23 protein-coding genes are annotated in these 24,515 nt (G+C 71.1%); 15 read left to right on the top strand and 8 right to left on the bottom strand.

The window, feature by feature from the left end:
• Positions 1-80: 80 nt before the first annotated feature.
• Complete coding sequence (locus QWJ90_RS04240; RefSeq protein ID WP_290106430.1) at positions 81-1,178, bottom strand: hypothetical protein; 1,098 nt, start codon at positions 1,176-1,178, stop codon at positions 81-83.
• Complete coding sequence (locus tag QWJ90_RS04235; protein WP_290106429.1) at positions 1,175-2,431, bottom strand: M23 family metallopeptidase; 1,257 nt, start codon at positions 2,429-2,431, stop codon at positions 1,175-1,177. The genes QWJ90_RS04240 and QWJ90_RS04235 overlap by 4 nt, the downstream gene beginning before the upstream one ends.
• Positions 2,432-2,554: 123 nt before the next feature.
• On the opposite strand from QWJ90_RS04235, the gene QWJ90_RS04230 reads away from it, so the two are divergent.
• The gene (locus tag QWJ90_RS04230) at positions 2,555-2,737 is read left to right on the top strand and encodes a hypothetical protein (protein WP_290106428.1); all 183 of its coding nucleotides are present in this window, start codon (positions 2,555-2,557) and stop codon (positions 2,735-2,737) included.
• A 4-nt stretch (positions 2,738-2,741) separates the two neighbouring features.
• Complete coding sequence (locus tag QWJ90_RS04225; RefSeq protein ID WP_290106427.1) at positions 2,742-3,026, top strand: acylphosphatase; 285 nt, start codon at positions 2,742-2,744, stop codon at positions 3,024-3,026.
• A gap of 29 nt (positions 3,027-3,055) precedes the next feature.
• Here the strand turns inward: QWJ90_RS04225 and QWJ90_RS04220 are convergent, their stop codons facing one another.
• The gene (locus QWJ90_RS04220) at positions 3,056-3,586 is read right to left on the bottom strand and encodes a glycine cleavage system protein R (RefSeq protein ID WP_290106426.1); all 531 of its coding nucleotides are present in this window, start codon (positions 3,584-3,586) and stop codon (positions 3,056-3,058) included.
• 215 nt (positions 3,587-3,801) lie between these two features.
• On the opposite strand from QWJ90_RS04220, the gene QWJ90_RS04215 reads away from it, so the two are divergent.
• A complete protein-coding gene (locus QWJ90_RS04215) occupies positions 3,802-5,352 on the top strand; it encodes a sugar transferase (RefSeq protein WP_290106425.1) in 1,551 nt (516 codons plus the stop codon).
• Positions 5,352-6,233, top strand: coding sequence for a WecB/TagA/CpsF family glycosyltransferase (locus tag QWJ90_RS04210; RefSeq protein ID WP_290106424.1), 882 nt, complete (start codon positions 5,352-5,354; stop codon positions 6,231-6,233). Before QWJ90_RS04215 ends, QWJ90_RS04210 begins: the two co-directional genes overlap by 1 nt.
• Here QWJ90_RS04210 and QWJ90_RS04205 read toward each other — a convergent pair.
• On the bottom strand, positions 6,157-6,588 hold the full coding sequence (locus QWJ90_RS04205) for a VanZ family protein (protein WP_290106423.1): 432 nt from the start codon (positions 6,586-6,588) through the stop codon (positions 6,157-6,159). The two genes, QWJ90_RS04210 and QWJ90_RS04205, sit on opposite strands and share 77 nt — an antisense overlap.
• On the opposite strand from QWJ90_RS04205, the gene QWJ90_RS04200 reads away from it, so the two are divergent.
• From QWJ90_RS04200 to QWJ90_RS04190, 3 genes are read left to right on the top strand one after another with little or no spacing between them, the layout of a single operon-like run.
• Positions 6,560-8,143 (top strand): class I adenylate-forming enzyme family protein, encoded by a 1,584-nt coding sequence (locus tag QWJ90_RS04200; protein WP_290106422.1) that lies wholly within the window; start codon positions 6,560-6,562, stop codon positions 8,141-8,143. The genes QWJ90_RS04205 and QWJ90_RS04200 overlap by 29 nt on opposite strands.
• Entirely contained in the window at positions 8,140-8,973 is an 834-nt protein-coding gene (locus QWJ90_RS04195) for a hypothetical protein (protein ID WP_290106420.1), read from the top strand. The genes QWJ90_RS04200 and QWJ90_RS04195 overlap by 4 nt, the downstream gene beginning before the upstream one ends.
• Positions 8,970-9,347, top strand: a complete 378-nt coding sequence (locus QWJ90_RS04190) for a holo-ACP synthase (RefSeq protein ID WP_290106418.1) — start codon at positions 8,970-8,972, stop codon at positions 9,345-9,347. Before QWJ90_RS04195 ends, QWJ90_RS04190 begins: the two co-directional genes overlap by 4 nt.
• Here the strand turns inward: QWJ90_RS04190 and nadE are convergent.
• From nadE to QWJ90_RS04175, 3 genes are read right to left on the bottom strand one after another with little or no spacing between them, the layout of a single operon-like run.
• Positions 9,334-10,308, bottom strand: a complete 975-nt coding sequence (nadE, locus tag QWJ90_RS04185) for an NAD(+) synthase (protein ID WP_290106416.1) — start codon at positions 10,306-10,308, stop codon at positions 9,334-9,336. The two genes, QWJ90_RS04190 and nadE, sit on opposite strands and share 14 nt — an antisense overlap.
• Complete coding sequence (gene asnB, locus QWJ90_RS04180) at positions 10,305-12,329, bottom strand: asparagine synthase (glutamine-hydrolyzing) (RefSeq protein ID WP_290106415.1); 2,025 nt, start codon at positions 12,327-12,329, stop codon at positions 10,305-10,307. Before asnB ends, nadE begins: the two co-directional genes overlap by 4 nt.
• Positions 12,329-12,526 carry a hypothetical protein gene (locus QWJ90_RS04175; RefSeq protein ID WP_290106414.1) on the bottom strand — a complete coding sequence of 66 codons (198 nt, stop codon included), beginning with the start codon at positions 12,524-12,526 and terminating at the stop codon, positions 12,329-12,331. The genes asnB and QWJ90_RS04175 overlap by 1 nt, the downstream gene beginning before the upstream one ends.
• 93 nt (positions 12,527-12,619) lie before the next feature.
• On the opposite strand from QWJ90_RS04175, the gene QWJ90_RS04170 reads away from it, so the two are divergent.
• Together QWJ90_RS04170 and QWJ90_RS04165 are read left to right on the top strand one after the other, a co-directional pair.
• Positions 12,620-12,871: an acyl carrier protein gene (locus QWJ90_RS04170; protein ID WP_290106413.1), complete on the top strand. Its 252-nt coding sequence runs from the start codon at positions 12,620-12,622 to the stop codon at positions 12,869-12,871.
• On the top strand, positions 12,868-13,446 hold the full coding sequence (locus QWJ90_RS04165; RefSeq protein WP_290106412.1) for a serine O-acetyltransferase: 579 nt from the start codon (positions 12,868-12,870) through the stop codon (positions 13,444-13,446). The genes QWJ90_RS04170 and QWJ90_RS04165 overlap by 4 nt, the downstream gene beginning before the upstream one ends.
• Before the next feature lie 9 nt (positions 13,447-13,455).
• On the opposite strand, the gene QWJ90_RS04160 is transcribed toward QWJ90_RS04165, so the two are convergent.
• Positions 13,456-16,083 (bottom strand): G8 domain-containing protein, encoded by a 2,628-nt coding sequence (locus QWJ90_RS04160; protein WP_290106411.1) that lies wholly within the window; start codon positions 16,081-16,083, stop codon positions 13,456-13,458.
• A 199-nt stretch (positions 16,084-16,282) separates the two neighbouring features.
• Here QWJ90_RS04160 and QWJ90_RS04155 point away from each other — a divergent pair, with 199 nt between their 5' ends.
• The 6 genes from QWJ90_RS04155 to QWJ90_RS04130 all read left to right on the top strand — a co-directional run bounded on the left by QWJ90_RS04155 (position 16,283) and on the right by QWJ90_RS04130 (position 24,509).
• Positions 16,283-18,952: a glycosyltransferase gene (locus QWJ90_RS04155; protein WP_290106410.1), complete on the top strand. Its 2,670-nt coding sequence runs from the start codon at positions 16,283-16,285 to the stop codon at positions 18,950-18,952.
• Positions 18,953-19,019: 67 nt separating this feature from the next.
• On the top strand, positions 19,020-20,063 hold the full coding sequence (locus QWJ90_RS04150) for a glycosyltransferase family 2 protein (protein ID WP_290106409.1): 1,044 nt from the start codon (positions 19,020-19,022) through the stop codon (positions 20,061-20,063).
• A 218-nt stretch (positions 20,064-20,281) separates the two neighbouring features.
• A complete protein-coding gene (locus QWJ90_RS04145; protein WP_290106408.1) occupies positions 20,282-21,061 on the top strand; it encodes a hypothetical protein in 780 nt (259 codons plus the stop codon).
• On the top strand, positions 21,043-21,903 hold the full coding sequence (locus QWJ90_RS04140; RefSeq protein ID WP_290106407.1) for a hypothetical protein: 861 nt from the start codon (positions 21,043-21,045) through the stop codon (positions 21,901-21,903). The genes QWJ90_RS04145 and QWJ90_RS04140 overlap by 19 nt, the downstream gene beginning before the upstream one ends.
• Complete coding sequence (locus tag QWJ90_RS04135) at positions 21,887-23,275, top strand: O-antigen ligase family protein (protein ID WP_290106405.1); 1,389 nt, start codon at positions 21,887-21,889, stop codon at positions 23,273-23,275. Before QWJ90_RS04140 ends, QWJ90_RS04135 begins: the two co-directional genes overlap by 17 nt.
• Complete coding sequence (locus QWJ90_RS04130; protein WP_290106404.1) at positions 23,262-24,509, top strand: rhamnosyltransferase WsaF family glycosyltransferase; 1,248 nt, start codon at positions 23,262-23,264, stop codon at positions 24,507-24,509. The genes QWJ90_RS04135 and QWJ90_RS04130 overlap by 14 nt, the downstream gene beginning before the upstream one ends.
• The last annotated feature ends 6 nt before the right edge of the window (positions 24,510-24,515 follow it).

The raw sequence follows: 24,515 nt of genomic DNA, 5'->3' as shown, positions 1-24,515 counted from the left end.
CCCGGTGAAGCCTCAAGGCCGCTCACGACGCTTGCGCCCCTTCGAGGGTCGCTCCAGCGACGAGCCCACTCCGATCCAGCTCAGCCCAACGCGCCGACGATCAGCGCCATAGCGGTGAACGCCGCGATGCCGAAACCCGTGATCACCGTTCCCGCGCCCACACCGATACGCAGTCGCCTGCCTGCCTGGGCGACGATTCCCGGGCCCGACAGCCGCGTCCGGGCCACGCGATCGTCGCGCCACCGCTCCCACTGATCGATCTTCGCGACGACCGCCCGCAGCGCGGATTCGACGTTCTGCCAGCGCTCCGCGCGCAGGGTCACCACGTCGGCGGGCGACGTGAGGAAGACCCAGTCGTCGATGAGCTCGATGTCGAAATCCGACGCCGCGTCCATCAGCAGCGCCGCGACATCCGGGGTGAAGAGGTAGAGGGCATCCGTCTCGTACCCCTGCGGGCACGTGAGCGTGAATGCGCGATCGAAGTCCCCCTCGAGGCTCAGCCTCTGCTCGCGCGCCACGGCGCCCTCGCTCATCACCCGTCGCACGCGACGGGACTCGAGGCGGATGTTCGGCAGCGCGGTTCCGACACGCGTGGCGGCATAGCCGCCGAAGGTCGCCTGCGCTCGGTGGCCCTCCGACGTGCGGATCTCGTAGTTCCCGAACTCGACAGGGCGTCCGCCGCGAGTCCGCATGGCGTCGATGACGCCGACCCTCCCCCGCTCGCGCCACGGCTCGAGGTGCGAGCCGTCGTGGAGCCCCGGCGCGAAGTCGAGCCCGTTCACGGCGGCGAACCGGGCCAGGCGGAAGAACTCCCGACGGCTGCGCCGCCGCGCGCCCATGCGGACCGATGCCCAGGTCAGCACAGCACCCGCGACGAGGAAGAGCAGCACCATCACGGACATCCCCGTGAGCTGCTCCGCCATGTCAGGAGCGGCCTCCTCGATCTCCTGCGCGACGCCGACGGACATCGCCAGCAGCCCGATCGGGATCACGAGCGCGCCGAAGGTCACCACCGCGACGCGCGCGCCGCGACCCGGCTGACGCGCCCCGGGTACGTCCCGGAATCGTCGCCAGAACCGGCGCACGTCGCGGCCGCGCACCCGTGCGGTGAGCGGCGCAGTATCCAGCGCGTCAGTGTGGAGCGGCTCGGCGTTCAGCGGCCGCGTGTCGGACGTCACGCGCTGGCGGGCGGGGCAGCGGTGTCCGTCGGCGCCGGCGCAGGGGACGCCGGACTGCTCGGCGCCGGACTGCTCGGCGCGGGGGTGCTCGGCGCGGACGGCGTCGGCTCCGTGGGCACCGGCGTCGAGGGAGCCGGCTCCGGCGCTGGGGTCGGCGGTGTCGTCGCGGGAGGCGTCGTCGGCGGCGTGGTCGGCGTCGGCTCCGCCGTGGCCGGCGGCTGCGTCGGCGTGGGCTTCGGCGTGGCGGGCGGAGTCGTGGGAGACGGAGTGGGCGCCGTGGTCGGCGGCGGCGTCTGCGTCGGCCCGGGCTGCGTGGGCTCAGGGGTCGCCGTGGGTCGAGGATCGGCGGAGGGCGAGGGCGATGCCGACGGCGGCACCTGCGCCGGCTCCGGGTCAGCCGGTACGGGCTGCCACGGCTCCACGTCGACAGGGTCGCCTGCGCCATCGAGATAGCGCCGCGGGTCGACGGGGACGCCATCGACGTGCACCTCGAAGTGCAGGTGGTTGCCGAAGCTGTGGCCGGTGTTGCCGACGAGGCCGATGGGATCTCCGGCCTCCACCCAGTCGCCCGCCTGGACGGCGCGGCTGCCGTGGATCATGTGCCCGTAGAGCGTGCGCACGCCGTTGACATGCTGGATGATCACCGCGACGCCGTAGCCGTAGTGGCTCTCACTGGAGAGCACGACGATGCCGGGCGACGCCGCGGTGATGGGCGTGCCGCCGGCTGCGGCCATGTCCATGCCCATGTGGCGGCCGCCGCGCGCACCGAACGGGTCGGTGAGCGTGGGGTTGGCGACCGGCCAGATGAACTTGCCGAGCGACGGAAGGTCCTCGTCGTCGCCCAGCCGCGAGAGGTCGACGTCGAGGCCGGCCGCGCGCGCGTTGGCGATGAGCGCTTCGCGAGCCTTCCGCAAGGTGGCGGTGAGCTCGTCGATCGTCGTCGCGCCGTACGAGCTCGACGCGAGGTCCGGCACCTCCACCGTCTGCTCGGCGAAGCGCGCGGCCTCGTCGGAGAACCCTGCCGTGGGCGACTCCGGCGGCTCGGCCGCGTCGCCCTGCGATGGGTCCACCGCGAGCGACACGGCGGCGACCGGCGCGCTCTCGGGAACCGGGCGGCCCACGGCCAGCGCGCTTGCCCCGGTGGTGACGGCGACGAGCGCGGCGATGGCCACACCCACGTGCGCGACCAGCGTCGCACGCGGCCGCTGCGCGGCCTCGTCCTCGCTCTGTCGGTCCGATATCTCCGAATGCATTCGATTCCCCCACGCCCATCTTGAGGGATCCCGGCGGGAGAAGGAAGCGCGGGCTTCGATACCGCTGTCGCCCCCAGCCATCAAGCCCGGGAAAAACGGCCGCATCGGTGCGAGGGTGGGCTCATGAGTCTGATCTGGCAGCAACAGGACGTGGAGTTCCGGCGCGAGTGGACCGGGAAGCCCGTCGAGGAGATCGAGAAGCACGCCGGCCCCGTCGTCGAGCAGCTCACGCCGGGTGCCGGCGCCGAGATCGTGCACGCGTACGCGCTCTCCGTCGCCGAGGGCCGGCCATTCGGGCTGGATTGATCGGATGGCCGCGGTGAAGCGGGTGCGCGTGGTCGCGGAGGGCGGCGTGCAGGGCGTGGGCTTCCGCTGGAGCACCGCGCGTCAAGCCGAGCGGCTCGGAGTGAGCGGCTGGGTGCGCAACGCAGGACGTGCGACCGTCGAAGCGGAACTCGAAGGAGCACCGGACGCCGTGCAAGCCCTCGTCGACTGGATGCGTCACGGGCCCGTCGGCGCGCGGGTGGATTCCCTGACGGTCGAGGAGACCGCCGCGCAGGGCGGATCCGGCTTCGAGGTGAGCGCCTCCCGCTGAGCTCCCGCCGCGCGGCGCCCCGCTGAGCTTCAGTGCAGCGGCGCGGGCGCGGTCTCGTCGGCGGGGGCGACGTCGACCTGGATCTCGGCGGCGATGCCTTCGAGTTCGCGCGCGACGTCGGCCACGGCGATGCCCTCCGGAACGCGGACCGTGGCCGCCGTCTCGAAGAGGCGGCCTCCCGACATGGCGGCCTCCCGCGTCTGCGTCGACATGCTCTCGATGCTCGCGCCCCCGCGCAGCAGCGCTGCGGACACCTCGCGGACGATTCCCGGCCGGTCGTCGCCGAGGACCTGCAACGCGAACCTCGCGCCCGTCACGCGCTCCGGCTGCTCGGCCGCGCGCACGATGACGGCCAGCCCCTCGATGCGATCGAGGTCCTCGGTGAGCGCGGGGATCTGCGACGGCGGTGCCGACACCTGCACCACTCCGGCGAAGGTGCCGTCGAGTTCGGCGAGCCGGCTGCTCTCCCAGTTGCCGCCGTGCGCTTCCACGACATCCGCCACCCGGGCGACGAGTCCGGCGCGGTCCTGTCCGATGAGCGTGAGCACGAGCGAGGCCATGGCCCGAGCGTATCCGGAGGGCCTGGCGCTGTCGACGCGCGGGTCAGGGCGGTCCGCACGTCAATTCCCGACCCCGACGTATCAGCGCGACCGGAGCGCTCTCCTCCCTCAGTGAACCCGGCCCCATTCGTGCCGGACGGGCTCTTCGAGGGATGGGGGCATGCGATGGCGATTCTGCATCGGCAGCGGCGTGGAGCCGCACCAGGAGGCGCGCGGTGACCGCGCTCGAAGAGACCCTGGCGACGCTCCGCCCGCGACGCCGCATCGGACTCCGTCCGCTGCGCGAGGTCGTCGGCCGCGAGCCGTCGGCGCTGCGGCCGACGGAGGAGACGCACGAGGTCGCGGTCGAGCGCCCGGTCGCCTCGCCTTATGCGACCGCAGCGGCGCCACGCACCGCGACCGCTCTCGCTCGTCGTCTGCGCATCGAACGCGGGCAGCGGCTCCTGACCGCCGCGACCGACGCCGTCGTCGTGTCCGCGGCGGCCATCCTGGCCTGGGTTCTCGCACCGCTCCTCGGCGCACAGCCCGACGCCCTGCCGTGCGCGCTGAGCGCGGCGGTGTGGTGGACGGCTCTTCTCGTCGGCCGCTCCCGCTCCGCGACCGCCACGACGGCTCGCCAACGGCTCCTCGCCCCGACCGTCGTCGCCTTCGGCCTGCTCACGATGGCCTTCGTGGCCGTCGAGTCCGACGCCATCCGGCCCGTTCTGCTCGTGGCAGCCCCCGTCGGGCTCGCCGGGCTCGCGCTGTCGCGGGAGGCCCTGCGCCTCCGCGCCACCGTCCGCCGCCGGGCCGGGCACGACCTCGCATCGGCCCTCCTCGTGGGCAGGGCGATCGACGTCGAGGGGTTCGCCGCGGCCCTCGCTCGCGACGACGCGAACGGCTACCGGATCGACGGCTCGGTGCTCATCGAGGACACCGCTGACCCCTCGGAGGTCATCGAGCGCGTGACGGCGGCCGCCGCGTCACTCGGCACCGACACCGTCATCGTCGCGAGCGCCCCGCCCGCCGGGAGCGACCTCATCAAGCGCCTCGGATGGCGCCTGGAGGGTCTGGCGGCCGAGATCGTCGTCGCCAACGGGCTGCGGGACACCGCGCCGTCGCGCCTCGCCCTCCTGCAGATCCAGGGCGTGCCCTTCGTGCAGGTGCAGGTTCCCCGCTACCGCGGCGCATCGCACCTCGCCAAGCGCGCGGTCGACGTGGTCGTGTCGGCACTCGCTCTCGTCGCGATCGGCGCGGTCCTGCCGGTGATCGCCCTCGCGATCAAGCTCGACTCCCCCGGCCCGGTGTTCTTCCTGCAGGAGCGCATCGGACGCGACGGCCGCCCGTTCCGGATGGTGAAGTTCCGCTCGATGTCGCAGTCGGCGGAGGCGGAGCGCGAGCGCCTCGAGGCCGCGAACGAGGGAGCCGGCCCGCTCTTCAAGCTGCGGGACGACCCCCGGGTCACCACCGTCGGTCGCTTCCTGCGGAAGTTCTCCGTGGACGAGCTCCCGCAGTTCTGGAACGTGCTGAGGGGCGACATGAGCGTCGTCGGCCCTCGACCCCCGCTGCCACGCGAGGTGTTCGCATACGAGCGCTCCGCCTACCGCCGCCTGTACGTCAAGCCGGGCATCACCGGCCCCTGGCAGGTGGGTGGGCGCAGCGACCTGACGTGGGAGGAGAGCGTCAGCATCGACCTCCGCTACGTCGAGAACTGGTCCATCGCGACCGACCTGAAGATCATCCTCCGCACCGCCGCGGTGGTCGTCCGTCCGAAAGGGGCGTACTGATGTCTCAAGCAACCCTGTCTCTGTCGTCGGTGATGCCGACCCTCCGCCGACGCGCGACGCAGCCGCCGGCCGTACCCCGCCTCGTGAGCGACGACTTCGCGAGCCTCCCCGTCATCGAGATCGGCGGCGCGCCCGTCCACCTCGTCGACGAGCGCGTCGCGCGGCGCGTCATCGCCGAGGCGACCCGGCGACCGCTGCGGAAGCCCCTCGCGGTCTCGTCGATCAACCTCGATCACATCCACCACTTCGCCGGCGGCGCGGACTCCTTCCGCTCCGACGGGTCGGTGCGCTGGCTCAACCTCATCGACGGCGCGCCCATCGCGCACCAGGCGCAGCGGATGACCGGCGTCGCCTACCCGCGTCTGGCCGGCAGCGACATCGTGACGTCGGTGCTCGGCGACCTCGCCGCGGCCGATCTGTCGGTGGGCGTCGTGGGCGGCATGCCCGAGGTCGCCGAGCCGCTGCGGCAGCGTCTGGCCGACGGATGGCCGGAGCTGCGCTTCGCGGGCCACTGGTCGCCCTCCCGCGAGGAGCTGAGCGACCCCGAGGCCTGCCGCCGGCTCTGCGACGAGATCCGCGCGACCGGGGTGAACGTGCTGCTGGTATGCCTCGGCAAGCCGCGCCAGGAGCGCTGGATCTCCGCATACGGCGCGCAGACCGGCGCCGATGCACTGCTGGCGTTCGGCGCGGTCGTCGACTTCCTCGCCGGACGCGTCAGCCGCGCTCCGGAGTGGGTCAGCAACGCCGGTGTCGAGTGGGCGTACCGCCTGATGCTCGAGCCGCGCCGGCTCGCCCGCCGCTACCTCATCCAGGGTCCGCCGGCGTACCTCGCCGTGCGCCGTTCTCACGCCCAGCCGATCCGCGCGCTGAGCCCGGCCTGACCAGCCGACGCCGCACCGCCCATCCGATCGCCGCCCCGAGCAGCGCGCCCAGCGAATTCGCGAGCACGTCGCGCGGGGTGGCGAACCGGCCGTCGAGAGCCGTCTGCGCGACCTCGGCGGCCACCGAGACGCCCACGGCCACGACGACGCCGAGCCACGGGCGCCGCCACAGCAGCGTCAGCAGGAAGCCGAACGGCAGGAACAGCACGATGTTGGCACCGAATTCCACCCAGCCCTGCCGCACCCAGGGGAGCCCCAGCCCGCGTACCGCGTCGGTGATCACCTCGACGGCCCTCCCGGGCGAGACCGGGGAGAGCAGCACGACGATGACGGCGAGCACGTACGCGGCCAGCACCCACACCGCCCAGCGTCGCGCATCCGATCTCACGCCTCCACAGTGGCACACGAACGTCGCCGCTTACCTCCTCGCGGAGGCACCGGGCGAGGCGACGGCGTGGATCGACGGCACCGGCGCGGTCTCCTACGCGAATCTCCGCGCAGCGGTCGGCACGATGATCGAGCGCGTGGCAGCGCTCGGCCTCGTTCGCGGCGAGCCGGTGGCGCTGCTCGCCGCGAACGGGACGTTCTGGATCGCCTCGTACCTCGCGATCCTCGCCTCGGGGATGGTCGCGGTGCCGCTTCCGACCGCCATCGACGCGGGGGAGATCGCTCGGCGCGCGTCGTGGGCGGGGTGCCGCGCGCTGCTGGCCGGACGCTCGCAGGCGGCGAAGGCGGAGGCCGCAGCCGGCGCAGGCATCCCCGTCCTCGAGGAGGAGGCCGGGGATGCCTGGGCACGGGGGGAAGCGGCCGACTTCCCCGTCACGGAGGTCGACCCGCACGCCGATGCGGCGTACCTCTTCACCTCGGGCACGACGGGCGACCCGCGCGCCGTCCGCATCACGCATGACAACATCCGTGCGAACACGGACTCGATCCTCGGGTACCTCGAGCTCGCTGCCGACGACCGGATGCTGGTCGTGCTGCCGTTCACCTACGTGTTCGGCGCTTCGCTCCTGCACACGCACCTCCGTGCGGGCGCCTCGCTCGTCGACCATCCGTCGTCCGCGTTCCCGGAGACGATCGTGCAGGCTCTCGCCGATCACGCCTGCACCGGGATGGCCGGGGTTCCGTCGGTCTACAACCTCCTGGTCCGAGGCAGCACGTTCACGCGGCGCGAGCTGCCCGCCCTGCGCCACATGCAGCAGGCCGGCGGAGCGCTCTCCCCGCGCGTGCTGCGCGAGCTCGTCGCCGGGCAGCCGCACGCGCGTCTGTTCGTGATGTACGGCCAGACCGAGGCGACTGCGCGGCTGTCGTACCTGCCGCCCGAGGAGCTGCTGCGCCGGGAGGGTTCGATCGGCCGCGGCATCCCCGGCGTCGTGCTCCGCGTGCTGGACGAGGCCGGCGTCGCCGTCGCGCCCGGCGAGGTGGGCGAGATCGTCGCCGCAGGGCGCAACGTCTCCCCCGGCTATCTCGACGACCCCGCGGCGAGCGCCCGCAAGATGTCGGACGGCGTCCTGCGAACCGGCGACCTGGGCACCGTCGACGCCGACGGCTTCATCTACGTCGTCGACCGCGCCGAGGACTTCATCAAGTCGTGGGGCTACCGCATCGCGAGCACCGATGTGGAGGCGGCGGCGATGGAGCTGCCGGGACTCATCGCCGCAGCGGCCGTCGGCGTGCCGGACGAGCGCTGCGGCGAGCGTGTCGAGATGGTCGTGGTCGCTTCGCCCGATCGGCCGCTCACCCCGCAGGACGTCCTCCGTCACTGCCGCGAGCGCCTGGCGCCCTACATGGTGCCCGTGCGCGTGCACACCGTCGACGCCCTGCCGGTCAACGCGAACGGCAAGGTCGTCAAGCGCAGCGTGCGGGAGCTCTGCATCACCGCAGCCCTGGCACGGGCGTCGTCATGAACGGGAGGCGTCGCGCTCTGCTGGCGACCGCGGCCATCCTCGTTCTCGCCGTCAGCGCCGCCTACTGGACACTGGAGAACCCGCCGATGGACGAGATCGACGTGCAGCCGCCCGCCGCAGAGCAGCTGGAGGCGGTCGCGGGCACCCGGATCTTCTTCGGCCATCAGTCGGTCGGGGCCAACGTGCTCTCCGGCGTCGAGGACGTCTATGCCGGGTCGACGACGCGCGCGCCGCGGATCGTCGAGACGACGGAGCCGCCCGCCGAGGACGGGGGCTTCATCGCCCACGCCTACCTCGGTGTGAACGGCGACCCGTACAGCAAGATCGCGGACTTCACGCGCATCCTCGACGGTCCGATGGGCGAGCGCGTCGACGTGGCGCTGCTGAAGTTCTGCTACCTGGACGTCACGGCCAGCAGCGACGTGCCCGCGGTGTTCGACGCGTACGCGCACGCGATGAGCGAACTCGCCTGGCGGCACCCCGACATCCGCTTCCTGTACACCACGGTGCCCCTCACGACCGACCCCAGCTGGCGCGCGAACCTCAAGGCGCTCGTCGGGCGGGGCGACCAGGCCGGTCCGCTCGACAACGTCGCGCGCGAGGAGTACAACGAGCTGATCCGCGAGCGCTACGGCGCTTCCGGCGCCCTGTTCGACGTCGCCGCCGTCGAGGCGACCCTGGCTCAGCGGCCCACCTCCCGGGCGGAGGGAGCGGACCGCTACTTCGTCCTCAACCGCGCTCTCGCCGCGGACTCCGGACACCTCAACGCCCTCGGCGCCCGCGCGGCGGCCGGCGAGCTCGTCCGCGTCGTGGCGCCGGTCGCGCCGTGAGCATCCACGGGATCGGGGTCGACGTCGCCGCCGTCCCGCGCATCGCCCATCTCGTCGCGCTGCGAGGCGGGGCGGTCGCCGAACGCTGGTTCACGCCCGAGGAGCGCCGGCGCTGCCACGCGGACGCCTCTCCTTCACGTGCCTACGCCGAGACCTTCGCCGCGAAGGAGGCCGTATGGAAAGCGCTCGGCCTCCGCGGCTGGGACGGCTCCGTGCCCTGGCAGTGGATCGGGATCGTGCCCGAGGAGGAGACCGCGCATCTCACCGGCCCTGTGGCCGAGGCCGCGGCGGCGCTCCACGTGCACGTGCGGACGTCGTCGACGGAGGCCGTCGCGATGGCGGTCGCGACGGCCTCGCCTGTCACACCTCGCTGACGGGCTCCACGAGCACCGGCGGCTCGTGGAGGTAGGACGTGGTCCGCCGCTTCTGCACGATGTCCCGGAAGACGCGCTCGACCTGCTCGTCCTCGAGCCCCGTCGCTGTCGCGATCTCCGGCACCGGCACCCCGTGGTTGAGGCCGTAGAGGCAGAGGTCCATCCGCTGATACGGCAGCGAGAAGTAGAACTCCTCCTGCGACTGCTCGAGAGAGTAGGTGTCGGTCGTCGACGGCCGTTCGCGGATGGCGTCGGGCACGCCCAGGTGGGCAGCCAGGGCATAGACCTGCGACTTGTAGAGATGCGCGATCGGCTTCACGTCGGCCGCGCCGTCGCCGAGCTTCACGAAGAAGCCCTGGTCGTACTCGAGCCGGTTCGGAGTGCCCGCGACGATGTAGTTCAGCCGGTCGGCGTCGCCGTACTCGGTCATCTTGCGCACGCGCTGCTTGGTGTTGGTCGCCGCGACGATCTCGAGGTACGCCTCCGTCGTCAGGCGCCGCGTCACGCGGGTGCCGTCGGGCGCCTCGGCGACGACCGAGTAGATGCGGAAGGCGTCGGAATCGACCACGCTCGGCAGCACGATCTTCGACTTCCATCCCTCGCCGTAGTCCGGCAGGACGCGTCGGATGGCCGCGTCGCGACGCTCGTAAGCGCCCGCCGCCTCGAGGATGCCGGTGAGGTCCTCCACCCGGGATTCGACCTCCAGCCAGTCCGTCAGGCTCGTGCTGAAGCCGAGGGTGTCGTCCGACGACTCCCGCTCCGGCATGTGCAGCGCGAACACGCGCTCCGGGCCGAATGCGCGCACGCAGAGCGCCGCCACCACGCTGGAGTCGATTCCGCCGGAGACACCCAGCACCGCGCCCCGTCGGCGGTGCCGCGCGGCGTAGTCGCGCAGGCTCGCAGTGATCCGCTCGACCTCCGCCTCTTCGTCGATGGCGAGGCTCTCCGGTCCGAATGTCATGTCGTGTCCTTCCTCCCGGCCGCGCCGGCTCCGTCCCGCATGTGTCCGAGTTCGCCCACGAGGTCGAAAGCGACGACCGGTTCCGGGGGCCGTCGGGGTGCGGCCGGCCGCGCCCCCAGGAAGAGGGCACTCAGCAGCTGCACGGAGAGCACGGCGACCAGGCGCATGTTGTCGGTGTTGCCGAGACCCCGCCCGTCGCGCGCACGGCACTTCGCGAGCAGCCGATCGACGGTCTCCGGGCGGAACACTCCGGTGTCGACCAGGGCGCGCTGAGAGGCGACGTCGTCCAGCCAGTCGGGCGAGCCATCCGCGAAGAAGCTGGCGGCGTCCGGAGCGCGATAGGGCTGCTTGGGGCGATCGCGGATGGCCGTGGGCACGAGATCCGCGAAGGCCTGCTTCAGCAGGTGCTTCTCGTCGAGGCCCCGCATCTTCTGACGCGCGGGCAGACGGCTGGCGAGCTCGACGAGGTTCGCATCGAGGAACGGGAACCGCCCCTCGATGGAGTTCGCCATGAGCATCCGATCGCCCTGCGACGACAGGATGTACCCGGGCAGCAGGGTGTTCAGCTCCAGCCACTGCGCTTGCGCGAGCGGGTCCCACCCCGCTCCCTCGTCGGCCAGAGCCGCCACGAGGGCCTCGTCAGGGGCGGAGCCGTCGACCCGCGCGTCCGCGGTGAGCATGCTCTTCAGCACCGACGTCGACTCCCAGCGGGGCCGGTGCGACAGCGCGACGTCGTCGACGTCGATGGTGCGCGAGAAGAAGCTGCGCGCGAAGGCGGGCGCGCTGCCCGGCGACCGCTTCATCCACGGGTACAGCAGCTCGACCGCCTGACCCCGGACCGCCGAATCGGGGTTCCGCGCGAGGAACCGCCGCACGCGCGCCTCGCGGAAGATGTCGTAGCCGGCCAGCACCTCGTCGGCGCCCTCGCCGGTGACGACGACCTTGTAGCCGGAATCGCGAACCAGCTTCGAGAGCAGGTACATCGGCGCGGGCGCCGTGCGCAGCAGAGCGGTCTCCGCATGCCGGACCACCTCGGGGAAGACCTCGGCGATGTCCCGCTCCGTCGCGACCACCTCGCTGTGCCGCGATCCGAGTCGGTCGACCATCAGTGCCTGCGGGGAGCCCTCGTCGAACTCGGCGTCGGCGAACCGCAGCGAGAAGGTGTGGAGCTCCGCGCCCGTGTACTCGGCGATCGAGGCCGCGGTCACCGCCGAGTCGATGCCCCCGGACAGGTACGCGCCCACCGGCACGTCAGCCCGCTCGAAGCGCAGCCGCGTCGCCGCGACGACCGCCTCACGCAGCTCCCGCACGTTCTCGGCCAGATCCTGCTTCGGCTCGCCGCCGCGCTCGGGGAAGGACGGGCGCCAGTGCCGGCGCAGCGTCTCCCCCCGCTCGCTGACGATCAGGGACGAGCCCGGCGGCACCTGCTGCACGCCCTCGAAGATCGTCCGCGGCGCCACGGTCGACCAGAAGGTCAGCACCTCGTCGAGCCCCAGGGGATCGATCCGACGCGGAACCTCGGCGTCCGCGAAGAGGGCCTTGACCTCGGATGCGAACAGGAGGCGCCCGCCCGCCCGCGTGTAGTAGAGAGGCCGCACCCCGAGGCGGTCGCGCGAGAGGATCAGCTCGCGCGAGCGGCGGTCCCAGATACCCACGGCCCACTGCCCGTTGAACCGCTCGAAGCAGCCGTGCCCCCACTCCTCCCACGCGTGCACGATGGCCTCGGTGTCGGAGCGGCTGCGGAAGCGATGACCGCGGCGCTCGAGTTCCGCGCGCAGCTCCACGTGGTTGAAGATCTCGCCGTTGAAGACGACCCAGACCGTGCGGTCCTCGTTCGACATCGGCTGCGTGCCACCGGCCTCGTCGATGATCGCCAGGCGCGTGTGTCCGAGCAGCACGGTCTGGTCGCGGAGGTAGCCGCTGCCGTCCGGGCCTCGGTGACTGAGCTCGCCCATCATGGCGAGCCCGAGCTCGACGTCGGGCAGCGCTGTGGGCGAGTAGACGCCGCAGATACCGCACATCAGACGGGCTCGCCGAGTTCGCGCAAGGTGGCGAGGATGGCGTCGGCGCTCCCGAGCCGCGCGGTGGAGATGAACGCGTCGGGAAAAACGACGTCGCACGCCTCCTCGAGGTGGATCGCGATGCTGGCGGGACTCGCTCCGTCCGCGGCCGCGTCGGCCGCCTCGGCCACGACGCGACGCCAGTCGCTCCGCGTCATCCGCGTTCCTCTCGCCGTCGATGTTGCTGTTACATTAAGCCCCGCCAGGAGCATTACGCCAACGGCATGCAACGGCTCGACGAGGGGAAGACCGTGACCGCAGACATCCGCGCCCGCATCGAGGGCTTCATCCTCGACTCGCTGCTCCTCGGCGACGCCTCCCGCATGCCGTCGGGATCGGACTCGCTCGTCGAGACCGGAGTCATCGACTCGACCGGCGTGCTCGAGCTGATCGAGTTCATCGAGCAGGAGTTCGGCATCGCGGTCGCCGATTCCGAGACTGTGCCGGCCAACCTCGACGGGATCGACCAGCTCGTCGCCTTCGTGGAGCGCAAGACCGCGTGAGGGGCGCGTTCGCGGGCGACCTCGCCCGCATGCTCGGCGGCGTGGCACCCTCCTGGCGCGCGCGAGCGGCGTTCCTGCTGTTCAACTCCGAGCTGCACTGCGTCGCCTGCTACCGCTTCGGCCGGTTCACGCGGCGGATGCGCGTGCGGCATCCGATCGCCGCGCTGCCGCTCGTCGTCGCGCACCGGGTCTGGAACCGGCGATGCACGCACCAGCACCAGTGCGACATCCACCGCGACGCGATGATCGGGCCGGGCCTGCTGATCATGCATCGCGGCGGGATCACGGTCGGTCCCGCTCGGATCGGCCCCAACTGCACGCTCTACCAGAACGTCACGATCGGCATGCGCGTCGCGCAGAACGACCAGGGCGTGCCGCGCATCGGCCGCAACGTCTGGATCGGCCCCGGCGCGACGATCTCCGGTGACGTCTCGATCGGCGACGGCGTGACGATCTCCGCCGGCACCGTCCTCACGCGCGACGTCCCCTCCCGGTGCCTCGTCGCGGGCAATCCGGGAAGGGTCATCGCGCAGGACTACGACAACAGCGCGATGGTCAACGCCGCCGAATCCTGACGGCGTCGATCAGGGGACGATGCTCCAGACGGGGCCCTCGCGGTGGTCGAGCGTCGTCTCGTCGCCCGCACGGCCGAACGGGACATCCTCGCCGCCAATCTCCACGTGCAGGTAGAGTTCGCCGTCCTCCCACCACCACGCGCCATCCTCGCCCAGGGCTTCGAGGCTCGACGCCTCCTCCTGCGCGACGCGATCGCCGCCGTCGAGCGCGCTGCCGCGCGCGACCTCGCTCGGGGGCGCATCGAGTTCGACGACGAACTCGACCTCTCCCGCGTAGTTGCCGCCGACGTTGAACATCCGCAACGGCCCGTCCACGCGGTACCGCTCGCCCAGCTCGATCATGTTCCAGCCCGCGTCGGTCGTCGTCGCTCCGTCGCTCTCCCGTGTGAGAGTCAGGCCCTCGGCCGGGTCGCGAGGTGTGAACTCGATGTAGCGATGCTCAGATGAGGTGATGAGACCTCGGGCTGTGGGGCCGAACGGGGTCTCACCGCCCTGCGGATAGAGGAAGTCGTCGCCGTGGCGCAGGAACGGCGCGGAGTTCGTGTAGGTCACGGGCTGCCCGTCCTCGCGGATGGAGCCGTCGAGGTCGACCAGCGCGTGGGCGTTGCCGCCGTGCTCGGGACCCCAGTAGCACTGCCCCCACACGGTGCCGCCGTCCTCCTCGAACGGGCACGCGTCGAAGAGCACGCGATACCCCTCTCCGAAGAAGCGGAGGTTCTTGATGCGCATCGGGTGATCCGAGATGCCGGCTCCGCCGTCGCTGATGGCCGAGTAGTTCTCCGTGATCGGCGTGCCTCCGAATCCGCCCACCCACACGTCGTCGTAATCGGAGGCGCCGTGATAGGCGCGCAGGACACCTGCGCCATAGGGGAAGAGGAAGGACGATGCGGGATCTGCGGCGGCATTCTCCGTCTCCCCCATCAGCAGGCCGCCGCGCATCACGGAGCCCTGCAGCGTCGCACCCATGTGGTTGTTCGCCGCGGTCGAATCGACGAAGTCGATCGGCCCATCGATCCAGAGACCCGTCCCGGTGTTCTTCCACGCGCTGTTGCGGAGCGCCTCGGCGCGCTCGGGCGGGCTGCCGACATATCCCCCGACGAAGATGCCATTGCCGGCCTCGTGCGCCGGACGGTCGGCCTCGGCTGCGTCGTTCGAGTGCGCGACATTGTCGTCGAAGACGCCGAACACACCTCGCCGCGCTTCATTTACGTTGTGGTTGTCGGTGCCGAAGTCGATCCAGATGCCGGTTCCGTCTCCGCCGGCGACGTGGTTGCCACGCAGGTCATTGTCCGCGTTCGGGATCCAGAAGCCGGAGGGCGTGCGATCCGACTCGCGCACCCGCTGCTCCGGGTCGGGTTCGAAGCGGCTGCCGATGACGAGGTTGTCCGAGAGCTGGTTGCCCGTCTCGAAACCGTCTTCGAGCATGAAGCTGTGACCGAAGGTGAGGTACGACACGGTGCGGCTGACGCGCACGCCGTCGGTGCCGTGAATGGTGACCTGCCGGTTGAAGCTGTCGTGCATGCTGATGTCGGCGACCTCGGAGTCCGCGCCGCCCGCGCCGGTGACGTGGAAGTGGATCGGATAGTGCCCGATCAGGCCCTTCTGCCCCAGCCTGACGAGCTCGGTGTACGCGGTGTCGATCCGGCCGCCCGCGGCGATCATGATCTGCCCCCCGAACCCGTCGACCGGCTCGTCGGGTCCTGCCACCTTGACGTTGTGCGTGAGCAGCCCGACCTCCGCCCGCTCCGCCACGCACCGGGTCTCACCGTCGGCGGTCTCGCAGGTCTCGATGCTGCTGTGGGAGTGCTCGAGCGGCGCATCCAGCCGGACGATGCGTCCGTCCCCGGACACCTCCTCGACCCGCGCGGACTCGGCCTCCCGCCAGTCGACGCTGCTGCTCGCCACGACGATCTCATCGCCGACGCGCCATGACACGGCCTCGTCGAGTTCCAGCGTCGTCGCCCCTGCCTCCGCCGTCGCAGCGAGTTCGGTCCATGTCCGGCCGACATCCTGCCCGTGGAGCTCGATGGAGCCGCCGTTGGCCGCGAGCAGGAGGTTGGTTCCCGCGCTGGGCCCGACGTGAAGGCAGTCGCCGCTGCCCGTGCAGTGTCCTTGATGCGAGCCCGTGTACTCCTCGATGGCATGAGCCGCGTGCCCGGTGAGCTCGTAATCGTCTTCCGGCGTCCCGCCCTCGAGCTTGATGGTGAGCTCGCTCATGAGAGGGCGCTCCGCGGTGCCCGCCTGCAGCTCGCCATGGACGATGATCTCCCTCGCGCTGAACACGGCGTCCCGATCGGGGAAGCACAGTGCAGCATCGCCGGGCACCTCCACCCTCCCGAGGTGCGGGACGTCCACGTCGACCGAGACGGCGGCGCCCGCTGGCAGCGTGACGTCGGCGCCCTCCCCGGGCACCGCGCCGTCCGACCAGGTGGATGCGGCGCCCCATGGGAGCGCTCCGTCGCATCCCGGCGACGCCATGTCGCTGGGGTCAGCGGCCGCAGAGGTCGCAGCCGAGGAGGTTGCAGCCGACGAGGGGCCGAACGCGAGAAGCCCCGCTGCCAGCGCGCTCACCGCGAGCGCCGTCCCTCCGGTGAAGAACACGCGGCGGCGCGGCACCGCCGTCATCGAAAATGGCATGTGAGCACCGACCGTCCGAGAGAGTCCGACCTCCGGGGGGAAGGTCAGGTGCGACGAAAGCTACCACCCTCGACCGGCCGCGCACACCGGTGTATCAGAAGGTAATCCCGGCCCTCCTCCCTTGCGAGGGGAGCGCTCGGCATCCGGGCGGAGCGCCCCGAGCCGCGCGCGTTCGCGGCCAGATCCAGGGGGAGTCGCGATGCATTCCGGTGTCACCGCAGAGGTCGATCACGAGCGCGCCGTCGAAGGACGGTTCCACCGCGGCGGGCCCGTCGAGGTCGCCGTGCTGGTCGTCACCTACCGCAACGCCGCGCACATCGATGCACTCGTCGCAGACCTTCGCCGAGAGGCTGCGGCCGTCTCGCTGCGCGTCATCATCGCGGACAACTCCTCGTCCGATAGCACACTCGCCGTCGCCCGGAGACATGACGACGTGATCGCCGTCGCGACCGGCGGCAACCTGGGCTACTCCGGCGGTCTGAACGTCGCGATGTCGCACGCGGGCACCGCCGAGGCCGTCCTCGTGCTCAATCCCGACCTCCGGGTTTCCGACGGCGCGATCAACACGATGCTGCGGCGACTGCGGCTCGATCAGCGGATCGGTGCCGTCGTTCCGCTGATCAACGACGCACACGGCCAGGTCTACCCGTCACTGCGACGAGAGCCGACGCTGGTGCGAGCATGCGCCGACGGAGCCCTCGGCCGCGTCTGGCAGGGTCGCCCCGGCGCGCTCTCCGAGTACGTGCGCTCCGCGGATGCCTACCGGCGGGCGCACCCGATCGAATGGGCGACGGGCGCTGCCATCCTCATCCGCCGCGATGCCGCCGCCGCCGTCGGCTCCTGGGACGAGCGGTTCTTCCTGTACTCGGAGGAGACGGATTTCCAGCGGCGCCTGCGTGAGGCCGGATTCCAGATCTGGTTCGAACCGGACGCGGTGGTGGTGCACGAGGGCAGCGGATCCGGCACCTCGGCCGACCTCGTCGCACTGACGATCGTCAACCGCGTGCGCTACATGGACAAGCACGCCCCGCGCCGGGCCGGGGCATTCCGCGCGGCGGTCGTCGTGGGCGAGCAGCTGCGGCGGGACCCCAGCCATGCGCGCGCAAGGTGGGCCCTCGCGCGCCGTGCGCGGTGGGCGGAGCTGCCGCGTGCCGAGCGAGACCCGATCATGCCCGAGGAGTTCCCCGCGGCGTCGATCATCATCCCCGCGCACGACGAGGCGGCGGTGATCGAGCGCACGCTCCGCCCGCTGTCCCCGCTCGCCGAGGACGGCCGCGTCGAGGTGATCGTCGTCTGCAACGGATGCGCGGACGACACGGCCGCCCGCGCGCGCGCCATCCCGGGCGTCCGAGTCCTCGAGACGGCCGTCCCCTCGAAGACGGCGGCGCTGAACCTCGGCGACGAGCACGCGACGCACTGGCCCCGCATCTACCTGGACGCGGACATCGGCGTCTCCCCCGAGGCCCTCGAGCCCGTGATCCGGGCGCTCGCAGACGGCCATGCCCTCGCCGGCCGCCCCGCGTTCCGCGTCGTCACCGAGGGTGCTTCCCCGCTCGTGCGCGCGTACTACCGCGCCCGCGATCGCATGCCTTCCACCCGCGGCGCTCTCTGGGGTGCCGGCGCCTATGGCCTGAGCGAGGAAGGGCACGGCCGGCTCGGCCGCTTCCCCGACGTCACGGCGGACGATCTGCATGTGGACCGGCTCTTCCACGCGGCAGAGAAGACGCTGCCGGACGGCGCGCCCGTCGAGGTCACCCCACCGCGCACCGCCGATGCACTTGTGCGGGTGCTGACCCGAAATCGTCGCGGACCTGCGGAGCAGGGCGTGGAGACGGCGCCGTCCAGCCTCCGCGAGCTCGCGCGCACGGTCGTCGGCCCGCTCACGGCGGCCGACGCCCTCGTGTACGCCGGCTTCGCCCTCGCAGGCCGGGTCAAGGGCAATCGCGCAGCACGGAAGGGGCAGTCGGATTGGGAGCGCGACGAGTCCTCGCGCAGCGTCGGCTCCGCGTTGCCGGCCTCCTCGGTCGATCACGTGATCCTTACGCGCTTCAACCTGCCGACGCCGGGCCCAGAGAGCCTCGTACGCGCGCGGGAGGGATGGCTGCGCGAACGCATCGACCTCTTCGAGCGGTACACGGTGCCGTCCGTCTCCCGTCAGACGGAGAGGAGCTTCCGGTGGATCGTTTACCTCGACCCGCAGAGTCCGTCATGGCTCCTGGAGCGCCTCGCGCCGCACGTCGCGGCCGGTCTGTTCACTCCGCTCTACCGCGAGTCCGTGTCATGGCAGGATGTGGCAGCCGACGCGCGCTCCCTCACCGGCGCGAGCGGGTCCATCCTGCTCACGACCAACCTCGACAACGACGATGCGATCGCCGATGACTTCGTCCATCGGCTGCAGACTCTCGCGCGCGCGAATCCGCACGCCGCGCTCTTCCTCGGCCGCGGGATCATCGCCCACGGCGACGAGGTGTATCTGCGCCGCGACGACGAGAACGCGTTCTGCAGCGTGGCGGAGCCATGGGATGCGCCGCTCACGGCCTGGCGCGACTGGCACACTCTCCTGCGCAACCACCTTCCCGTCGTGACCGACCGCGGCCGGCCCGCCTGGCTCCAGGTCGTGCACGGCGGCAACGTGAGCAACCGGGTGCGCGGCGTGCGCGTCTCACCCGACTCCCACCGGACGCTGTTCGGCGACCTCTTGGACGATGTGCCGAGCCCGCCGGCGGGCACCGTCGCGTTCGACCGCCTCGTGCGCTCGCCCGCGCGCTACTCCCGTGAGACCGCGCGCGGGCTCGGCAAGCGAGCCTTCGTGGCGGTGGCGGGCAAGGACGGCCTCGACCGACTGAAGGCCAGGATCGCGACTCGATGACGATGACCGCGCACCGCCGTCTCATCGCGGCGCAGACCGTGTCCACCGGGCTCCCGGGAAAATTCGCATGCTGACCTACGCGATCGTCGTCGCGACCCGCAACCGCCTCGCGATGCTGAAGACGTCGCTCCCGCTGCTCCTCGAGCAGAGCCGTCCGGCCGATCGCATCATCGTCGTGGATCGCAGCGACGACCACGAGGTGGTTCGGGAGTACTGCGAGGAGCTCGCCTCCGCCTCGGTCATCCCCCTAGAGGTGCACTACGGGGAGGCGGCCAATCTCCCTGTCCAGCGAAATCAGGGCCTTGCGCTCGTCCACGAGGACGTCGTCGCATTTCCGGATGACGATTCCTTCTGGCACCCCGGAACCGCCGCCGAGCTCATGGCCGTCTATGAAGCCGACGTGCATCATCGGTACGGCGGGGTGTCGGCCACGGAGACGACTCACCGTCCCGGAAGCAGCTCGAGCGAAGTACCGCAGGCGCAGCGCTCTCTCAAGGACGATGTGAGGATCGTCCATTGGCGCAATCGCATCGAGCGGCTCCTCGTGCCGCAGCCGTTCAACGTCTACGGGGAGGAGCGCATCGCGGAGCTCGGAGCACGTGCGCACCAGGACGGCCTGGAGCACCCGCTCGTCGAGACCATCGGGGGGTTTCTCATGAGCTTCCGCACCGACGTCGCCCGCGGTCTTCTGTTCGACGCGCTTCTCGGTTCGCGCATTGGCTACGCCACGCACGAGGACAAGGACCTGGGCCTCCGGGTTCTGCGATCGGGACTCCTGATCGCGGCCGCGCCTGGCGCCGCGGTCTTCCACAATGTCGCCCCGGGGAAGCGCGCGGGTGGCTTCGACTACGGGTTCTTCCACGTTCTCAACTACGCCTACATCTCCCACAAGGTCTTCCCGCGCGGGTCCCGCGCGCTTCGCGGACTGCGGCGCTACCTCCGCTACAAGGTCTTCCTCTATTCGCTCCGCCGATCCGACAAGCACGTGCGTGACATCCACCGTGGGGCGTCGGCCGCGTTCGCGGGACTGACGATGATCGAAGACGCACCGCGGGAGAGGCTGGCAGACGCCTACGAAGCGGTCTGCGAACGCCACCGCCGCGTCGCATAGCCGCCGCTTGTATCAAAGTGACGGCTGTGCCCTCTTCCTCCTATAGGGAACGCCGAGCATCCGGGCTGGGCGTCGCCTCGTCGCAACACCGCGGCACTGATTCGGGGGAGTCACCATGCATCGCCTTGTCACGGCACCAGCTCATCAGGCCGGCCGCGCGCTCGCCGCGACCGCGGCTCAAGGTCTGTGAGCGCCAGGCTCCGCTGCTCGGGGGCGCCATGACCCTTCCCCAGATTCTGCGAATGCTGGCGCGCCGGTGGCTCGTGCTCCTCATCGGCGTCCTCCTCACCATCGGGGGCGCGACCGCCGCTCTGCAGGTCACGGGCGTCTACGCCGCTCGCACAGTCGTCACTCTGCTTCCACCCGTCGGCTGGGCTGTGGGAGGGAACTCGCTCACCGACTCCGCCGCGACGATGGTCGCGTTCGCGCGCGTCGTCGAGGCGAGCATCGATGAGAGCCTCACGGGACAGCTGTTCGCCTCCCCCGATGCGCCGCTCTACGGCGCAGGGGTGCGGAAGGGCGAGGTCGTCTACGTGCCCAACGCGGGAGGCCAGTGGGCGCCGAACTTCAACCGTCCGGTGCTGGTCATCGATGTCGTCGGACCGACGGCTTCCTACGTCACCGACCGCGTCGTCGCTCTCACGGCCGATGTCGCCGAGGTCATCGACGAGCGCCAGGACGAGTACGTCGTGGCCGATGATCAGCGCATCGGATGGAAGGCCTCGCCGGATATTCCCGAGGTCTTCTCCGTCGGGCCGGACCGCGCCCGGATGCTGGGCGGGATCGCTGCTCTCGGCGTCGGCGTGAGCCTCGCCGCGGCTGTCCTCGTGGACGTTCTGGTCAAGAGACGAACATCCTTCATGGTCGAGGGTCTCCGCTCTGGCGTCGGATCTGAACCTTCTCCTCGCCGTCGGCGAGGAGCTACATCGGCAGCGACAGCCGCACCGACGGGGGTCGGACGGCGCAAGGGGGATTCATCATGTACTTCAGCGATCTGATGCGCGGCCTGCTGCGACGGTGGTACGTCATCGTCGCCGGCCTGGCTCTAGCCGGATGGGGCGCCTCGTACGTCTACGGCGAGACCCCCGTCCGCTACGAGGCGGGATCGACGCTCATGCTGCTGCCGCCGCAGGAGAGCATCGACGCCTACGAGGGCGACAATCCGTATCTGATTCTCGGCGGACTCGGTCAGGCGCTCGCCGTGCTCAACACGCGGCTGAATTCGCAGGAGCAGCACGAGCTGCTCGTTCCGGACGACGATGCGGACTACGGCGTGGGAGGCGACACGAGCTCGGGTGCTGCCTTCCTCGCCATCACCACGCAGGCGGGAACGGAGGAGGATGCCCTCGCGCTCGTGGGCCAGGTGGAGGCCGCGGCAGAGACGCAGCTCGCTCTCATGCAGCAGGAGCTCGACGTCGAGGACATCTCCACGATCGGCATGATGCGCATCACCTCCGACATCGAGGCGACGGAGCTCTCCTCCGAGCGGACGCAGCTCACCCTCGCCGTCGCCGCGGTCGGCGTCGTGCTGAGCGTCGTGCTGGCGGGCGCAGTCGAGGGGCTCGCCACCGCTCGCTCTCGCCGCAAGGCCGCCCTCGAGGTGCAACCCGCTCGTGAGCGGGACCCGCTGGAGCCGCTGCGCGCGCGCGACGTGCCCCACCAGGACACGGTGCGCCCTCGCGACCGCCGCCGCGACAGTGCGAAGCGGCGGCGTTCCTCCGCGGAGCGCACCGGAGCGCGGGCGACGGACGTCGGCGCGGGGGCCGCGGCACTGGAGGGCGACGAGGCGGACGTGGACGTGATCGACGGCGAGGTGCTGACAAGTGAGCACCGCCGCTAGCCCCGTCGCGCGCGCGTCCGCCGAGCTCCGGCGAACGAGCTATGACATCGTGGATCGGGCGGACGATGGCAGCACCCGCCAGGGCTTCGACGCGGTCAGCGCGCTCAGCGTCTACCTCTTCCTCCTTCTGCTGATCCCCTCGGACCGGGCGGTGCCGGGTCTCGGAAATCTGGGGGCGCCTGCGATCCTGTGGGGCTTCGGCTGCTTTCTCTGGTGGGTCTGGCACGTGCTCAGTCGCCGCCGCAGCGAGGTGCGGGTATTCACGCCGGTAGGCGTCGCGGCTTGGGCGTTCTTCGCTGCGATCCTGCTCAGCTACATCTTCGGCATGATGCGCGCCATCCCGGTGGAGGAGATCTCACCTGCCGATCGGAACCTGTTCCGAATGCTGTCCTTCCTCGGAGTCGCTCTGGTCGCCGCCAACGGCATCCGCACCTTCGGGCGCCTCGTAGCGCTGCTGCGGCGCTTCTCCGTGCTCGCCGCACTCGTCGCGCTGCTGGGGATCCTCGAGTTCGTCACGGAGACTCCGCTCGCGGCTTCCATCCCCACGCCGTGGCTCGTGGGCGACGGAACGGGAGGAGCGGGCATGCGAGGCGACTTCCTGCGGCCCGCCGCCACTGCCAGCCATCCGCTCGAATATGCGATGACGCTGGCGGTCGCGTTCCCCGTGGCGCTCATGCTCGCCCTGCGCAGCCGCGGTCGCACGCGGGCAGTCATGCTGGTCAGCGTCGGCTTCATCGCGATGGCCCTCATCATCGCGGGGTCCCGATCGGCCATCCTCGGGCTCGTGATCGGCGTGGTGCCGCTGCTGTTCACGCTCGGCGCCCGCGAACGGCTGAAGGCGTTCATCGCGGGGGGCGCCGCCCTCGTCGTCGTCTACGTCGCCGTTCCCGGGATGATCGGCACGCTGCGCCATCTCTTCCAGAGCGCGGGATCGGACACCAGCGTCCTCTCGCGCACGGCGAGCCTGGATGTCTTCTCCGTGCTCCTTCCGATCAGCCCGTGGACCGGCCGCGGGCTCGGCACCTTGCTTCCGCAGTACCGGATCTTCGACAACCAGTACCTGCTGCTCCTCCTGGAGCTCGGCGTGGTCGGCACAGTGGCCTTCCTCGCCCTCTACGTCGTCGCCATCCTGAGCGTGGTGCGCTGCCGCACCGCACCCCCGGCGATCTCCGGACTCGCGGTCGCGCTGGCCGCGAGCTGCCTGGTCGCGGTCGCGCTGTCCGCGTTCTTCGACTCGTTCTCGTTCCCCAAGGCGTTCGGCCTCCTGGCGCTCATGCCGGGGCTCTGCGGCGGCGCCTGGAGCATATCCGAGCGGCTCCCCGCCGCATTCGCCGACCATCGAATCGAGGAGACGCGCGATGTCCGCACCTGAGCAGGACCGCACGGGCGCGCGTGCGCGCGTCGCGCCCACGTCCGACCGACCGCGCCGCGGTCCGCTGGCCCGTCTGCGCGGCCGGACACCGGCGTACCTGCTCCGCTTCGCGGCCCTGCAGCTGTATGACCGGGTGGATGCCGGCCGGCTCCTGTTCCCGCTGCATGAGGGCGATCTCGCCGACTCGCAGCATCTCTCACCTCACGAGGTGCACCCGGCGCCCGCTCGTCCGAGGATCGGATGGGTGGTCCATCCGCCGAGCGCAGGATCGGGCGGGCACACCACGCTCTTCCGGATGATCGCGAGCGCCGTCGGCGCGGGGTTCGACTGCACGCTCCTCCTGTACAACCGCCACGACGGCGACGTCGACTACTACCGCCAGGTGATCCGACACGCCTGGCCATGGCTCGACGTCCGTATCGAGGCGGCTGCCGAGCGAATCATCGGCTTCGACGCCCTCGTCGCCTCGAGCTGGTCCACCGCGCACGTGATCGCCTCCCGCGCCCCAGAAGGCAGGAGGCTCTACTTCATCCAGGACTACGAGCCCTTCTTCTCACCCCGCGGGTCCGAGCACGCCTTCGCCCAGGACTCGTATCGGCTGGGGTTCCGCAACATCGCGCTGGGCGAGATGGTGCACGAGCTGCTGCGAGACGAACTGGGGGTCGCGAGCGATCTCGTGCCCTTCGGATGCGACACCGAGGCCTACGAGCTGGCGGACCCGCAGCCGGAGCGCCGCGGGATCGCCTGGTATGCGAAGCGGGGCAACGACCGGCGCGGCTACCGTCACGCGACCCGCGCTCTCGAGCTGTTCCACGAGCGGCTCCCCGAGGAGCCGATCCACGTGTACGGCGACGTCGTGGCCGACGTCCGCTTTCCCGTCGTCAACCACGGGAACATGACGCCGAACGCGCTCAGCGACCTCTACAACGGGGTCATCGCGGGGCTCGCGCTGTCCTTCACGAACGTCTCCCTCGTTCCCGAGGAGATGCTCGCGTGCGGCGCGATTCCGGTCGTGAACGAGGACAGATACGCGCGGATGGTGCTCGACAATCCGCAGGTGGTCTGGGCCGACGCCACACCCGCCGCGCTGGCCGACGCGCTGGTCGCCGCCGTCGCGCATCCACGACGTGTCGAGCGTGCGGCGGCCGCCGCCGCGAGCGTGCGCGGTCGATCCTGGGAACCGACCGGAGAGGCCTTCGTCCGCGTCCTCGCGGACGAGCTCACCCGTTCCTGAGCTCTC

The organism is Microbacterium oryzae (assembly GCF_030406385.1).
Taxonomy (GTDB): Bacteria; Actinomycetota; Actinomycetes; order Actinomycetales; family Microbacteriaceae; genus Microbacterium; species Microbacterium oryzae_A.
This window is presented reverse-complemented; position numbering and strand designations above follow the sequence as displayed.

What these genes read in the sequence shown, in the direction of transcription:
- QWJ90_RS04235 (WP_290106429.1), bottom strand. Translation starts at nt 2,431, where the DNA reads ATGCATTCGGAGATATCGGACCGACAGAGCGAGGACGAGGCCGCGCAG.
- QWJ90_RS04230 (WP_290106428.1), top strand. Translation starts at nt 2,555, where the DNA reads ATGAGTCTGATCTGGCAGCAACAGGACGTGGAGTTCCGGCGCGAGTGG.
- QWJ90_RS04225 (WP_290106427.1), top strand. Translation starts at nt 2,742, where the DNA reads ATGGCCGCGGTGAAGCGGGTGCGCGTGGTCGCGGAGGGCGGCGTGCAG.
- QWJ90_RS04220 (WP_290106426.1), bottom strand. Translation starts at nt 3,586, where the DNA reads ATGGCCTCGCTCGTGCTCACGCTCATCGGACAGGACCGCGCCGGACTC.
- QWJ90_RS04210 (WP_290106424.1), top strand. Translation starts at nt 5,352, where the DNA reads ATGTCTCAAGCAACCCTGTCTCTGTCGTCGGTGATGCCGACCCTCCGC.
- QWJ90_RS04200 (WP_290106422.1), top strand. Translation starts at nt 6,560, where the DNA reads ATGACGGCGAGCACGTACGCGGCCAGCACCCACACCGCCCAGCGTCGC.
- QWJ90_RS04195 (WP_290106420.1), top strand. Translation starts at nt 8,140, where the DNA reads ATGAACGGGAGGCGTCGCGCTCTGCTGGCGACCGCGGCCATCCTCGTT.
- nadE (WP_290106416.1), bottom strand. Translation starts at nt 10,308, where the DNA reads ATGACATTCGGACCGGAGAGCCTCGCCATCGACGAAGAGGCGGAGGTC.
- asnB (WP_290106415.1), bottom strand. Translation starts at nt 12,329, where the DNA reads ATGTGCGGTATCTGCGGCGTCTACTCGCCCACAGCGCTGCCCGACGTC.
- QWJ90_RS04175 (WP_290106414.1), bottom strand. Translation starts at nt 12,526, where the DNA reads ATGACGCGGAGCGACTGGCGTCGCGTCGTGGCCGAGGCGGCCGACGCG.
- QWJ90_RS04160 (WP_290106411.1), bottom strand. Translation starts at nt 16,083, where the DNA reads ATGCCATTTTCGATGACGGCGGTGCCGCGCCGCCGCGTGTTCTTCACC.
- QWJ90_RS04155 (WP_290106410.1), top strand. Translation starts at nt 16,283, where the DNA reads ATGCATTCCGGTGTCACCGCAGAGGTCGATCACGAGCGCGCCGTCGAA.
- QWJ90_RS04150 (WP_290106409.1), top strand. Translation starts at nt 19,020, where the DNA reads ATGCTGACCTACGCGATCGTCGTCGCGACCCGCAACCGCCTCGCGATG.
- QWJ90_RS04145 (WP_290106408.1), top strand. Translation starts at nt 20,282, where the DNA reads ATGACCCTTCCCCAGATTCTGCGAATGCTGGCGCGCCGGTGGCTCGTG.
- QWJ90_RS04140 (WP_290106407.1), top strand. Translation starts at nt 21,043, where the DNA reads ATGTACTTCAGCGATCTGATGCGCGGCCTGCTGCGACGGTGGTACGTC.
- QWJ90_RS04130 (WP_290106404.1), top strand. Translation starts at nt 23,262, where the DNA reads ATGTCCGCACCTGAGCAGGACCGCACGGGCGCGCGTGCGCGCGTCGCG.